Origin of the sequence: Bacillus tuaregi (assembly GCF_900104575.1) — a bacterium.
In the GTDB taxonomy this organism is placed as follows: Bacteria; Bacillota; Bacilli; order Bacillales; family Cytobacillaceae; genus Bacillus_BD; species Bacillus_BD tuaregi.
Map to the genome: position 1 here is coordinate 421,588 of NZ_LT629731.1, position 13,573 is coordinate 435,160.

Annotated in this window: 11 protein-coding genes; 6 read left to right on the forward strand and 5 right to left on the reverse strand. The window is 40.6% G+C overall.

Features of this window, described 5'->3' with window-relative positions:
* Positions 1 to 37: 37 nt before the first annotated feature.
* Positions 38 to 955: a DMT family transporter gene (locus BQ5321_RS04565; RefSeq protein ID WP_071393395.1), complete on the reverse strand. Its 918-nt coding sequence runs from the start codon at positions 953 to 955 to the stop codon at positions 38 to 40.
* Positions 956 to 1,553: 598 nt separating this feature from the next.
* On the opposite strand from BQ5321_RS04565, the gene BQ5321_RS04575 reads away from it, so the two are divergent.
* The 3 genes from BQ5321_RS04575 to BQ5321_RS04585 all read left to right on the forward strand — a co-directional run bounded on the left by BQ5321_RS04575 (position 1,554) and on the right by BQ5321_RS04585 (position 4,218).
* On the forward strand, positions 1,554 to 2,303 hold the full coding sequence (locus BQ5321_RS04575) for a YveK family protein (RefSeq protein ID WP_071393397.1): 750 nt from the start codon (positions 1,554 to 1,556) through the stop codon (positions 2,301 to 2,303).
* On the forward strand, positions 2,296 to 2,991 hold the full coding sequence (locus tag BQ5321_RS04580; protein ID WP_071393398.1) for a CpsD/CapB family tyrosine-protein kinase: 696 nt from the start codon (positions 2,296 to 2,298) through the stop codon (positions 2,989 to 2,991). The genes BQ5321_RS04575 and BQ5321_RS04580 overlap by 8 nt, the downstream gene beginning before the upstream one ends.
* A gap of 141 nt (positions 2,992 to 3,132) precedes the next feature.
* Positions 3,133 to 4,218, forward strand: a complete 1,086-nt coding sequence (locus BQ5321_RS04585; RefSeq protein ID WP_071393399.1) for a LysM peptidoglycan-binding domain-containing protein — start codon at positions 3,133 to 3,135, stop codon at positions 4,216 to 4,218.
* A gap of 182 nt (positions 4,219 to 4,400) precedes the next feature.
* Here BQ5321_RS04585 and BQ5321_RS04590 read toward each other — a convergent pair whose 3' ends face one another.
* Entirely contained in the window at positions 4,401 to 5,078 is a 678-nt protein-coding gene (locus BQ5321_RS04590; RefSeq protein WP_071393400.1) for a hypothetical protein, read from the reverse strand.
* Positions 5,079 to 5,352: 274 nt separating this feature from the next.
* On the opposite strand from BQ5321_RS04590, the gene BQ5321_RS04595 reads away from it, so the two are divergent.
* Positions 5,353 to 7,422: an S-layer homology domain-containing protein gene (locus BQ5321_RS04595; RefSeq protein ID WP_071393401.1), complete on the forward strand. Its 2,070-nt coding sequence runs from the start codon at positions 5,353 to 5,355 to the stop codon at positions 7,420 to 7,422.
* A 303-nt stretch (positions 7,423 to 7,725) separates the two neighbouring features.
* Here the strand turns inward: BQ5321_RS04595 and BQ5321_RS24795 are convergent, their stop codons facing one another.
* On the reverse strand, positions 7,726 to 7,854 hold the full coding sequence (locus tag BQ5321_RS24795) for a hypothetical protein (RefSeq protein ID WP_261798736.1): 129 nt from the start codon (positions 7,852 to 7,854) through the stop codon (positions 7,726 to 7,728).
* A gap of 405 nt (positions 7,855 to 8,259) precedes the next feature.
* Between BQ5321_RS24795 and BQ5321_RS04600 the strand changes: the two genes are divergently transcribed.
* On the forward strand, positions 8,260 to 8,520 hold the full coding sequence (locus BQ5321_RS04600; protein ID WP_071393402.1) for a hypothetical protein: 261 nt from the start codon (positions 8,260 to 8,262) through the stop codon (positions 8,518 to 8,520).
* A 525-nt stretch (positions 8,521 to 9,045) separates the two neighbouring features.
* Positions 9,046 to 10,014, forward strand: a complete 969-nt coding sequence (gene galE / locus BQ5321_RS04605; RefSeq protein ID WP_071393403.1) for a UDP-glucose 4-epimerase GalE — start codon at positions 9,046 to 9,048, stop codon at positions 10,012 to 10,014.
* A 527-nt stretch (positions 10,015 to 10,541) separates the two neighbouring features.
* On the opposite strand, the gene menC is transcribed toward galE, so the two are convergent.
* Together menC and BQ5321_RS04615 are read right to left on the reverse strand one after the other, a co-directional pair.
* Entirely contained in the window at positions 10,542 to 11,651 is a 1,110-nt protein-coding gene (gene menC / locus BQ5321_RS04610; RefSeq protein ID WP_071393404.1) for an o-succinylbenzoate synthase, read from the reverse strand.
* Between the two features lie 289 nt (positions 11,652 to 11,940).
* A complete protein-coding gene (locus BQ5321_RS04615) occupies positions 11,941 to 13,071 on the reverse strand; it encodes a M20 peptidase aminoacylase family protein (protein WP_071393405.1) in 1,131 nt (376 codons plus the stop codon).
* Positions 13,072 to 13,573 lie beyond the last annotated feature (502 nt).

Genomic DNA, 13,573 nt, shown 5'->3' on the forward strand with positions numbered 1-13,573 from the left:
AAACTCGGGGAGTTTGTCTTTTTAGCGTTGCCTGACACTACAGCTGCATTTGTTTGTTTCTGCGTTGAAGGATGAGGGCTTCTAGTGTTCCAGATCCGAGGAGGACTCCGGAAACAATGAGAACTAATCCGGCATAGTGTGCGGGTACGATGGCTTCATTCAGGAACAATGCTGCACCTAGGACGGAGAAGAAGGTATTTAAGTTCAAGAATATGGACGCTTCGGCAGGTCCGACCTGGCTGATGCAATAGTTATAGACGGCGTGTCCAATGCCCGTTCCAAAGACGGCTGAAAGCAGGAAGACCACCCATAGCGACGGCGTTGCCCCTGGAATCGTCGCTAGCCCATTTGGTTCTAGAAGTAGGCTGAAAAGAAATAGAATCAGTGAGCCGAAAAACAGCATATATCCGGTAAACAACACTGGATTCATCGTTTTAGACACTTTGCTGATGATAAGAAAGCTGAACGCCTGCGATAATATGGCAAGGAAGATATGGAAATCCCCAATATTAATCGTTTCGAGTGCGCCATTGCCAAATAGGACAGTAACTGAGACACCGGCACCACCAAGGAAAAAGCCTAGTAATGCAAGTGGTGTCGGTCTCTTCTTCAAAAAAATCATTGACAAAACAACCGTTAGCAGGGGTCCCATCCCTAGAATTAAGCCGCCATTGGCAGCGGAGGTTTTCGATAATCCACTGGCTAAAAAGTAATGATGAAGAATGACGCTCAGCAGTGACCCAGCCCCGATGTACAGCCATTCCTTTTTCACCGGTAGACGGAGCTTCCGAGTGAAGGCCAGCATGAGCAGAACGACAAGCGAGGCAGAAAAGATCCGCAGTGACGTAATCGTAATAGGCGCCCAATTCTCAACAATGGTTTTCACCATTGAAACGTTAAAGCCCCAAACAATCATCAATAGGAACAGAATCATGTATATTTTCATTGCATTCATAGTGAATATAGAACCTTTCAGGTGTATTTCAATCATTATAACATTAAGCAGTTATTTTATAATTATAATGGGGCTTTTAAAAAGCATATTTACCATTAAATTTCTTTGTTGAGATTTACAAAATTATAGTATAATAACTTTTGTGATTCAGACGGAAGTATGAAGCTTTTCGTAAAGTATGATGAGGCAGAGGTTCCTATGATAGTAGTCAAAGGCAGTTAAATTCATGATTTGAAAAATGAGGATTTTTCCAGAAATTTGCCATCAGGAAAGTCTTTGGTTTTTCAAGTTTTTCAATTATAATAGAAACTATTGGGAATTTGCAGCAACTTTTGGCTTATTTTGTAGAATGATAGCTGATGAATCTTTTTTACCTTCATTCAGCAGAAGTCCTCCACTTCTATAAGTGGGAGATGAATGCAAATGGTACTTCGATTCAGTGGGAGTACAAACCCCGGCTGAATGAAGTTAAGCCTCCGGCGGATGTCACGGATTTTTATCGAGCGAGCTCGATAAAAATCCGGACGCAAATTCGACGGGCGAATTTGATTAAAAAAGAGCGGAAGCATTTTACTTCATACACAATTAGGAGGGCAAAATGGAAGAGGAAACAATAAGTTTAAGGGAATTATTTGCTGTTTTGAGAAAGCGATTATCGATGATAATCATCATAACGGTATTAGCAACGGTAGCTAGCGGTGTTGTCAGCTATTCATTCTTAAAGCCTGTGTACCAGGCTTCGACGCAAATTCTAGTCAGTCAGGCTGCAGCAGGATCGCTGGCATCAATTGCAGGCATGTCATTTGATAATGATGCAAAATACATTGAAACTTATAATGTGATTTTAAAAAGTCCATATATCTTGGACCAGGTTATTGATGAATTGGACTTGAATACATCGGCACAAGGCTTAAACAGCCAGGTGAATGTAACACAGCAAGGAAAATCACAGGTTGTGACGATTGCTGTACAGAATAATAATCCGGCAGAGGCCGTTACGATTGCGAACGAAATCGCTAGTGTTTTCCAGCGGGAAATTTCTGCTTTAATGATGATTGATAATATTCATATTCTTACACCGGCAGAGCTGCCGGAAAACCCATCCCCAATCAAGCCACAGCCAATGTTAAATATGGCAATTGCTTTAGTGGTTGGATTAATGGCATCAGTCGGAATTGCTTTCTTACTGGAATATCTTGATAATACGATTAAAAATGAACAGGATATTGAAAAGCTCTTAGGAATCCCAGTCCTCGGAACGGTCAATACAATTGAATTAGAGGATGAAAAAACATCGACCAAAAAATCATCCATGATGAATAGTAAGCGGGGTGCAAAGGTTGTTTAAGAAAAAAGAAAAAAACAAGGTTTCAAATAAAAAGTCTTTAATCACCTTTCTAAATTCCCGTTCACCGATTTCAGAGCAATATAAAACGATTCGGACAAACATTCAATTTTCGTCAGATTTAGGTATTCGTTCGATTGTTGTGACGTCGTCAGCACCTGGTGAAGGGAAATCAACAACCGTTGCCAATCTGGCAATTGTTTTTGCCCAGCAAGGAAAAAAGACACTCCTAATTGATGCTGATATGCGTAAGCCGACCGTTCACTATAAATTCAATATTGATAACAGCAAAGGGTTAACCAACGTTTTAACAAATCGTAATGATTTGGAAGATTGTCTTCAGGAATCATTGATTGATAACTTATCTATTCTTACAACAGGACCTATCCCGCCAAACCCTGCAGAGCTTCTTAGTTCAAAGGTGATGGATGATTTAATAGCGAAGGCTTTAGAGGAATTTGATATGATTCTAATTGATACACCACCTGTACTAGCTGTTACAGATGCGCAAATTCTAGCTAACCGCTGTGATGGGACTATTCTTGTTATAAAAAGTGGTGAAACAGAAGTTGATGCTGCGGTGAAAGCGAAGGAATTATTAGTAGCGGCAAATGGAAAGCTTTTAGGTACTGTGTTAAATCAGAAAAAGGTAAATGAAAGTCATTATTACTATTATTATGGTAATGAATAAGTAATGCAAAAAAGATGGCTCACATGGGTCATCTTTTTTTGCATGGACTGAAAAAATTTGCGCTGTTAATTGGCCAATTAAAATATGAGAATGACATCTTCTTTTTCAAACCATAATAATGTGAAAAAGGAGTGTGTTGTTTTGAAGGGCAAAGGGATTTGGATTTGTTTCGTTTTATCTATGGTAATAATCATGATTTGGCCTAATCAGGCTAATGCAGGAGAACAGGCAAATGAGGTTTCTGTTCGACAGGTATTTGAATCAATGGGCTATAAGGTGGTTGGAAAAGGTAAAAATATTCTTATCACTCGCGAGCAGGATGATGTAATTAGACTACAAACAGATTCAAAAGTGGCAAACAAAAATGGGAAAGCTTATCCGCTAACAAAGCCGATTCGCTTTGATAAGCCTAGCAAAAAGAATATGATTCATGTCCTGGATATATATAAGCTGGCAAAGGAGGATAAAAAGGAAAAGCATTATCGAGTCAAACCAGGTGACACGTTATTTTCTGTTTCACGAGCATTTGCTGTCACGGTTAAGAATCTAAAAGCATGGAACGGGTTATCGTCAGATGTGATTTTTCCGGGACAGCATTTACATACCCAGGATCCTTATTATGTTGTGAAAAAGGGTGATTCTATTTGGGAGATTGCCCATAAAACGGAAAGTACCGTAAAGGACCTAAAACGAGAGAATGGTTTGCTAATCGACATCGTTCAGCCCGGTCAGCGCCTACGGCTTCCAACCCAGCCATCTTTGAAACCGCCCAAACAGTTCGCTGATGGTGTGTTCCCGTTAGCCCAGGAAACCTATGACCCGTTTATTGACAGCTATGGTGACGGCCGGAGCTTTTCGACGAATGGTCAGTCTAGAACGCATGAGGGAGCCGATATTATGACAGTGAAGTGGGTTCCTATCTTTGCTGCTGTAGAAGGAACAGTCATCAGGCACGGCTGGAATACCTATGGCGGCTATCGCATCACGATTAAAGCCAAGGACGGAACAACCTTTTATTATGCTCATTTAATGGGCTATCCTCCTGGTTTGAAAAAGGGCCAGAGTGTTTCCAGAGGTCAGTTGATTGGCTATTCAGGTGATACGGGCTACGGGAAGGAGGGCACGAGTGGAAGGTTTGCTCCGCATCTCCATTTTGGCATGTATGATCCAAAGGGCAAACCAATGAACCCTTATCCCTATTTAAAATGGTGGGAGATGCAGCCATAATAAATGAAGAAAGCTCAAAACCGAATTTTGGTTTTGAGCTTTCTTTTTTTGTTGGTTATGTTAGACATGTGTGTTGGTTCCAGGCACTTCGCTTTCCTGCGTGCGACCGCAGGAGTCTTCGTGCCTTATACTACAATCAACCTGCTAAAAAATCAACCATGTACTTTAACACAGTCTTTTTGTTAAAAGTCCTCTAATTCACTAATAATATGTGCCAAACGCTGAGCTTTCTTTGTTTGATATTCGGTCTTAAATTCAGCTGCTTCATTTGTATCATGACCGTATTTTTCCAAATCTACCAGCAGTTGATTGTAAATGGTATTAAACATTTTATCTGCATTTTGCTCGAGTGTCATGGCGGCATCCTGATACTTAACGGCAAGGTCTGCTTTAGACAGCTTTCCGCTGACATAATCGGCCTTTGCCTTCACAACTAATTGATCGACCCTACTCGTTTCCTGAACCTCTAAATCTGAGAAAATCTTGCGGTAATTACCTTTGATTTCCTCTAGAGAAGTACCTTTATATCGAGATGAACCAGTAGTGTCCTCCGAACCGGCTTCTTCATTGCCGGTACTATCATCGATCACGGATCCGTCGCTTTGAGCTCGATCAGGATCATTCTCAGAGTGGGTACCTGTTGCGGAGTGATTGGTTCCATTTGTTTGGGAACCAGTGCCTTCTGCGTTCTCTGAAGCATCTACATTTTCCCGCTTCTCGATCCTTTTTTCCTCTGCCACTTTTATATCTTTCTTTGCCTTCTCAGTGGTTGTTTCCACCTTTGAATTCCATTGGGCCACACTGAAGGCAATAAGCACAATCCCTAGGATAATACCGCTGATTAATAAATATTTCTTCATATATAATCCCTTCTTTATTTCGAGTCCATTTTTTGTTATCATTTGCCCTATGCGCCTGCCAAATAGTCAGATGCCTAGGAAAGTAATCAACAAAATTCATTATAGAGAATGCCTTGTGAAATTGGAAACAATTTTTAGTTTCTAAATGTTGGATTCTCATTGAAAAAACCATTCTAGTAGTATAGTATTATTTTATCAGACTTCTGCTATTTTTATACATATGTAGAAAAATGATTAGGGTCGAAATAAGAAAATAATTTTAAGAGGTGGAATTATGAAGAAATATCCATTTAGTAAAAAGGCTGTACAGGCAATGCTAGCTGCAGCGATTGCGTTTTCACCGGTAGCAGGATTTGGAGCGGCGCAGGTGCAGGCAGATGTGACTGTGGCAGAAGATATTATTCCTGAGTATACTATGGAAGAGCTAATTGAGAGATTGGATCAAGTCTATACAGTATTAAATGAAAAAGGGGAATATAAAACTCTAATAGAACCTATCAAAGAAAAGGTAGCAAATAAAGAAATTAATTTAGAATCCTATGCTAATGAAATAGTAAAGGATGAAGAATATAAAGGTCTAATTGAGGATATGTTAGCAGGTATTGTTGATATTTCACTTAGTACTTCTAAAGTAGAATTAGAAGAAAGTATTTTAAATCTTAGAAGTAAAATTTTAGAATCGGAACAATTGTTTGGTGAAAATGGGTTAACAGTTGATCAGGTTCAAAACCTTTATTTTTCAGCAATATCTGAGTATAACAGTGCAATTTCTCAACTTGATAGCGCTAATATTGATAAAAAGACACTTGATAGTGTTTTAAAAGTATCGTTAAAAAATATTAAGCTAGATATAAATACATTAATTCAAATCGAATCTATTATAAAATATGATGAAACAAAATCAGCAATTATAGAGTTAGTTCATGAACTAGATAGTACTGGAGCAGCTAGAGTTGCTTTTGCGAAAGCTGTCAAAAGTACAGAACCCGTTACTCCACCACCTGGTGGCGGATCAGGTGGTGGAGCACCAGTAACACCACCAACACCACCTACACCTGAAACAGGTAAAGACGAAGTTGCTGTACCAGAAAAGGCTGCTGAAGTAGTTAAAGAGACAAATCAAGCTGGTAAAACAGAAGTAGTAACAAAGGTTACAAAAGAAAAGGTTTCAGAAATTGCTAATCTAGTAACTTCACAGAAACCAGTTGTTGCGTTACAGCTTGCAAAGCCAGAAGCAGGTGAAGTAGCAAAAGCTCAGGTTCCTGCTTCATTATTCACAGAAGCTGCTAAGAAGAGTGCGGATGCTGCTATCAACATTAAAACTGAAGAAGCAAGCTACAAGCTTCCTGCAAGTGAAATCAAAGTAGACGAATTAGCAAAAGAACTAGGTGTGACAGCTGGCGAAGTTGAAATCACAGTAGCAGTAAACGTTGTTGAACCAACTGCTGAAGAAGTAGCTGATTTCGTTAAAAACAATAAACCAGTATCTAAGATTATTGAGTTTGAAGTAAAGGCTGTATCTGGCGATAAAGAAGTCCATGTAACTACTTACCGTTACTATGTTGACCGCGTGATAAATTTAGACTCTGAAGTGAGCACAAGCGCAGTAAATGCAAGTGCAGGAGCTAAATTAAATGCGAACAATTTAGCTGGTGTACGTATTAATGAAGATGGCACATTCAGCCCAGTTCCAACTGTATTTGATGGTGACAAAGCTACCATTAAATCATTAACAAACTCTAAATACACAATCGTTGAAAATAGCAAGACATTCACAGATGTTGATAATGGTGCGAACTATTTCGAGGCGAACATTGAAAAGCTAGCATCTAAATATATCATCAACGGTAAAACAGACAGCACATACGCTCCAAGTGCAGACATTACTCGTGGTGAATTTGCTGCCTTAATTTCTCGTAGCTTAGGTTTAATCGCTAAAAACCCTGCTGAAGTGAAATTCCCTGACGTTCCAGCAACTAAAGCTGTGAACAAAAATGGTGAAATCAATGCAGCTGTTGAAGCTGGTATTATCCAAGGCTTCCCAGATGGAAACTTCAAGCCAGATCAACCAATGACTCGTGCAGAAGCAGCCATCATGATTGATCGTGCGATGAACTTTACGAAGGTAGCTGACTCTAAGCTTGATAAAACGAAAAAGATTACAGGTCTAGCAGACCATGCATCTATTAGTAATACAAGCCGCGATAGCATCTTAAAGGTGTACCAAGCTGGTATCATGGGCGGATTCAAGACTGGTGAGTTTGGTCCGTACGAAAATACACAACGTGACCAAATGGCTAAAGTACTTGATGAATTCCTTAAAGTAGCAGGAATGATTAACTAATTTAGCTTAGTTAATGAAATTGAATAGACAAAAAAGATGCCGGAGATTCTTCGGCATCTTTTATTTTTTTGCTAGAGGCAGCCGGTTTGTTTTATAAACCGGCTAACTATACTTTCTATCAAGGTGGGTGACTAGCTAGAAAACTATTAAAGTATTTTTCTTCTAATTTATGTCGAAGTGATCTTTTTACTATCTAGCATACATAACCTGTAGAACTTAAAGGCAATTATGTTCACATTTCCATAAATTCCTGATTTAACAAGCTTCTTCTCTCCGTTTCCCTGGAAAGGTATAATAGCGAACTTAACTAAACAGCTTTTTCCGCGGTCTGCTTCCTAGTTTAAAGTAAATACCACCTTCTCTTGATCTGAATAATTTTATCCCTAGAAGCTTAAGTGGTGTACTGATTTCTTTCATCTCAATTAAAGGCATAAAATAACTCTCCTTATATAGTTAGGTGATGTGATGATTATCACACTAATTATACACGAAAAAGTCGATTTATATATTTTAATATTTCAAAAAGTGAAACTTTACATGTCCCAATTTTACCCAAATATCTTTCTCCGTGGTCGATTCCCTACTTTAATATAAAAATCGCCCTCACTTGATTTAAATAAACGTATTCCTACCAATTTAAGGGGTGTAAAGATTTCCTTCATGGCTATCAATGGCATAATAGACATTCCTTATAGATTTAAATATTCAAATATTTCTATCATTATAACTTAAAAAGAACGTAAAAAGCTATAAAAATTCTTTATAAGGAACAACGAATGGTATAATAAGGAATTTATCTGAATATCTATAAAAAAATGTCTAGGGGGAAGCTCTTAAATGGGAAGAATCGTATTGAAGATATTCAGTATTCTACTGGCTTTGCTTGGGACTTTTCTCTTTATAATGGAAAATGAAGGAATGGGGATTGCTGCGGTTGTGGTAGCTGTTATTATCTTTCCAACAGAACGCAGAGGTGTATCACAGCAGGTCTATCGTCATCATGAACATCATGATAATGAAGAATATAATAACCGGCAGGATATCGACAGCAAAGATTCTTCCAATATTAGTGATCAAGACAATGGGGGAGAGGACTAGAATATTTATGCAAGAAAAGCTCTGTAGCATACAGAGTTTTTTGCGTTTGCTGTGTTAAATCGGTAGTGGATACTGAAATAACCTGTGCTGAACTTGTCCATTATGTGATTTATGTAAATCAAGACCATGACCACTTTACACACACGTCATTTTAGATTTAACTTCATTCAGCAGAAGTCCTCCACTTCTACAAGTGGGGGATGAATGCAAATTATTCTTTGATTCAGTGGGGTTCAAACCCCGGCTGAATGAAGTTAAGCCTCCGGAGGATATCTCGGATTTTTTAAAGGTAGTTTATCGAGCGAGCTCAGGTAATCCAGACGCAAATTCGACGGGCGAGTTTGATCATAGCTTTGCTACTAATTAAGCGTACAGCTTCATAGATTGTTTTTCGTATATTTGCATTATTAATAATAGAAATTCTCAGTCTGTATGAAAGAAACGCCTTTTATACTCCAGTTTTACGATAATCTACGAAAAGGCTATAATAGTTCTATCTGGATTTTTTATAAAGGAGATATCTCTATGATTTTAGTCGTCGGCGGAGCCGGTTATATCGGCAGTCATTTAGTAAAAGAGCTAGTAAAAGAAAAGGAAGTTGTCGTGCTTGACAATCTGTCAACAGGTCATCGCTGGGCTGTTGATGAGAGAGCGGTGTTTGTTGAAGGAGACTTAGGAAATTCTAAGGATTTGGATTCTATTTTTTCTACATATAGTATTGAAGCGGTAATGCATTTTGCGGCCAACAGTCTTGTCGGGGAATCGGTGGTTGACCCGATGAAGTATTATCAAAACAATGTGGCTGCAACCTTGACGTTGCTAGAAACAATGAAGAAATATAATGTGAAGAACTTTATTTTCTCTTCCACTGCGGCAACCTATGGAATCCCTACGGTTGAGATGATTACGGAAGAAACTCAGACGAATCCAATCAACCCATACGGTCGTTCCAAGCTAATGGTTGAACAAGTATTAGTGGATTACGCGAAGGCGTACGGCTTCCAATATATTGTGCTGCGCTATTTCAATGCGGCTGGTGCCCATGAGTCCGCGGACATTGGTGAGAAGCATACCCCGGAAACACATTTAATTCCAATCGTGCTGCAGCAGCTGTTAGGGGAGCGAGAAAGTATTTCCGTGTTTGGCAGTGATTATGACACGCCGGACGGCACCTGCATCCGTGATTATATTCATGTGACAGATTTGGCTCGGGCTCATATTTTAGCAATGGAAGCATTACTTTCTGGTAAAAAATCAACAGCTACCTATAATCTGGGCAATGGCTTAGGCTATTCTGTAAAAGAGGTCATTGAAACCTGTGAAAAAGTGACCGGCAAATCAGCGAACGTCATCATGGCCGAGCGAAGAGCAGGAGACCCGGCAAGGCTTGTCGCGTCCTCCGAGAAAATCTATCATGAGCTTGGTTGGAAAGCAGAGTTTTCGTTAGAGGATATTATTGCGAGTGCGTGGAAGTGGCATTTGAGAGGGGTATAAGTATTTGGTAGGCATCCGTTTTTGTGGCGGGTGCTTTTTGATTTGGGGTTGGAATAGATGAATTTTTATGTGTGTCTTCTATTATATTAAAGTCTTTTATGGAAGTTAAAAATGGGCCACGTGCATTATGGGGGGATAGGCTCATGCGGATGTAGAAATAGGATCAGCGCGCATATGGGGGATTGATATTGCCCATGGTGAATCTGGGGAAGCAAAATGGTCGCAATAGGGTTATGATAGTGCCCACGGGGAATCTAGCGAAGGTGAAACGGTCACAATAGGGTTATGATAGTGCCCATCAGGAATTCATCAAAGACAAAAGGGTCACTATGAGCGTTTGAGATGTCGATGAGTAAGTCGACAATGCAACCTTGGGTAATAGGGTTATAGAAAAGTAGCAATGGATACTAGGGTATACTGATAAGCAAAAAAATTCCCAGTTAATAACTGAGAAACTTTCATAGGACTATTCAACTTTTACAGAGCAACAGATACCTATTTTCCAAAAAAGAGTAGTAGTCTGGCTACTACCCCCGAAACGTCTTCGCCTCAACCGTATAATAATCGACCATTTTCCGGTTGACTTCATACCCAATCCCTGGCTTGTCCGGCACCGTAATCCTTCCGTCCTTAACTACAACCTCTGGATCAATGATATCGCGCTCCCAGTAATGAGAGGAACCGGCGGTATCACCTGGCATCGTAAAGTTCTCCAGCGAGGTAATCGCAATATTATGCGCCCGGCCAACGCCCGCCTCAAGCATGCCTCCGCACCAGACGGGAACACCCTTTTCCTTGCATAAATCATGTATCTTTACCGCCTCGGATAATCCACCGACACGCCCGATTTTAACATTAATCACGCCGCATGCCCCTATAGCAATGGCCTTTCGGGTGTCCTCCAGAGAAAGAATACTCTCATCCAAGCAAATCGGCGTCCGAAGCTGTGACTGCAGCTCTGCATGGTCAATAATATCATCAGACCCTAGCGGCTGTTCAATCATCATCAAACCATACTGATCCAGCTCCTTCAGACGGGCGATATCCTTCAGCGTATAGGCAGAATTAGCATCAGCCATCAATGGAATCGTGGGAAACCTTTTTCGAATAGCCTCAATCAGCTCCACATCCAAGCCTGGCTTTATTTTTACCTTCATCCGGCGATAGCCCTCTGTCGCATATTGATCAATTAAGCGTAAGAGGTCATCGGTCGTTTTCTGAATTCCAATGGCAATACCGACCTCGATGGTCTTCTTTTTACCGCCAAGAGCCTGACTTAAGGAAATGCCCTGTCTTTTCGCATATAAATCCCAAACGGCTCCTTCAATCGCAGCCTTTGCCATGTTATTTTTCCGGATAAAAGAAAAACGCGCATTCAGCTCATCCGGATGGTCAAAGGGAGCTTTGAGGGCGATGGGCAAAAGAAAGTCCTCTAGCATGTGCCAGCTTGTCTTCACTGTTTCCTCTGTATACCAAGGAACAGGAAACGCAACGCCCTCGCCCCAGCCTGTGACGCCGTCCTCATCAATCGCTTCAACCAAGATGAGGTCCTTAGTCTTAAACGTTCCGTAGCTTGTGGAAAAGGCTGATTTTTGCTCCATTTGTAAATGTTTTAGGACGACTCGATTTAGCTTCATCATGTGCCTCCAACGTACCAATTCTTATATCATAAGGTGTATCGATCCAATGTTTATTTGGGTTGTCTACACCTTTTAACTTCATTCAGTAGAAGTCCTCCACTTCTATAAGTGGGGATGAATGCAAATGGTACTTCGATTCAGTGGTGGTACAAACCCCGGCTGAATGAAGTTAAGCCTCCGGCGGATGTCACGGATTTTTTAATGGTAGTTTATTGAGCGAGCTCGATAAAAATCCGGACGCAAATTCGACGGGCGAATTTGATAGTTACCTAAAAAAATCATACCCTTATTTTTTACCACGTTCAAATGTTTTCATGACGGTCGAAGCCAAAATCAGAACTCCGTTCAGGAGATCATCACGGTTAAACGTCATATCGGGATGGTGTAGTCCAGGCTTCAAGTCACAGCCAAGGCCAAGCATCGTTGATTTCAAATCTTCCTTCATTAGCGAATAAAAGTGGAAATCCTCGCCGCCTGAGGTGATGACCGGTGGTGTGCAGTATTCTTGTCCCATGACCTCAATAATAGCACTTTCCATTAGTTCCTGTGCTTCAGGATCAACCGTTGCTGCTGGAAGCTTGATTTCGGATTTTAGCTTAATTTCCGTGTCATAGATAGCAGAAAGTCCTTCAGCAATCTGGATCAGCTTATAATCCATTTCACTCATGACCTCGTTTGTTTGAGCTCTTAGATCGAGCGTAAACTCAGCGCGGTCGGGGATCACATTACCGCTAGGGCCCCCTGCATGGAAGGCAGTCATTTTGATCGATGACGGCACCTGAGGGTCAACATGGATCTTACTGATTTCTTGAATCAGGCTGCTGCCAACTTCAATCACATTAATGCCAAGATGAGGGCGGGCACCATGTGCTGAAACGCCTTTAATGACTCCTTTTACAAGCTGTGAAGCGCCATGGCAGATGGCAGGAGAGGCATAACCGCTGCGCAGCTCCTGGATGGGGCGGAGGTGGACACCAAACAAGTAGTCAACATCATCAAGAAGCTTCTTTTCCATCATTTTCAGGGCACCTGACCCTTTTTCCTCTGCCGGCTGAAAAATAACCTTCAGTTTACCTGGTGGCTGATAACCAAGCTTATTCAGCAGTTTTACAACGCCAAGTGCCATTGTTGAGTGGGAATCGTGTCCGCAGGAATGAACAGCCTGCCACTTGCCATCCTTTTCCTGCCAAAGTGCATCCATATCAGCCCTCAGCGCGACAGTAAAATCTCCTTCCCCGATTTCCCCAACAACCCCTGTACAATCCTCAAACGTTTGGACGCGAAAGCCTTCCTTTTCAAGCTGCTCTTTTATGAATTTCGTGGTTTGAACCTCTTCCCAGCTTATTTCCGGATGACTGTGGAGATGATCAAACACAGCAAACAGGTCGTTCTCAATCTCTTTCAAGGCTTGTTTCACGGTGCCACAGCTCCTTTTGATTGGAGGTATGTGCCTCCAGAAAGTTATTTAACTACGTTTATTAGTTAATTAATAAGCAAAAGAAAATTACGAATGTGTTCCTACTATAGATTATTTTCATATTGCAATGGATGTGAAAGAAAGGAGACTCAAGAAGCAAGAAAAAGTCCTTATCTAAAGCAATTTAGCTCGCTAGTAGAATCAAGAGGCTAATAAAAATAAAAAACAATTTATATTTTACAATAGTATAACGGAATGAAGACTCATTCAAGTTTTTTGACTGAATGTTCAGTATTATCGTCATGCACGATAAATGTCTATATAAATAAAAGAAAAAACAGCCAACATACACCTCATACATATCTATGTACGCTAAACACTGCTATGCATTAAAGCACCGGGGGACAGTCCCCCAACGCTTTAATGTGATAAAACTCTAACGTAATGGGGGACTGTCCCCCATTACGTTAAAGCATAAAAATACCTGCTTCGAATGCTTTCG

Coding starts and splice junctions, on each gene's coding strand:
- BQ5321_RS04595 (WP_071393401.1), top strand. CDS start 5,353: ATGAAGAAATATCCATTTAGTAAAAAGGCTGTACAGGCAATGCTAGCT.
- BQ5321_RS04565 (WP_071393395.1), bottom strand. CDS start 955: ATGAATGCAATGAAAATATACATGATTCTGTTCCTATTGATGATTGTT.
- galE (WP_071393403.1), top strand. CDS start 9,046: ATGATTTTAGTCGTCGGCGGAGCCGGTTATATCGGCAGTCATTTAGTA.
- menC (WP_071393404.1), bottom strand. CDS start 11,651: ATGAAGCTAAATCGAGTCGTCCTAAAACATTTACAAATGGAGCAAAAA.
- BQ5321_RS04575 (WP_071393397.1), top strand. CDS start 1,554: ATGGAAGAGGAAACAATAAGTTTAAGGGAATTATTTGCTGTTTTGAGA.
- BQ5321_RS04590 (WP_071393400.1), bottom strand. CDS start 5,078: ATGAAGAAATATTTATTAATCAGCGGTATTATCCTAGGGATTGTGCTT.
- BQ5321_RS24795 (WP_261798736.1), bottom strand. CDS start 7,854: ATGCCTTTAATTGAGATGAAAGAAATCAGTACACCACTTAAGCTTCTA.
- BQ5321_RS04600 (WP_071393402.1), top strand. CDS start 8,260: ATGGGAAGAATCGTATTGAAGATATTCAGTATTCTACTGGCTTTGCTT.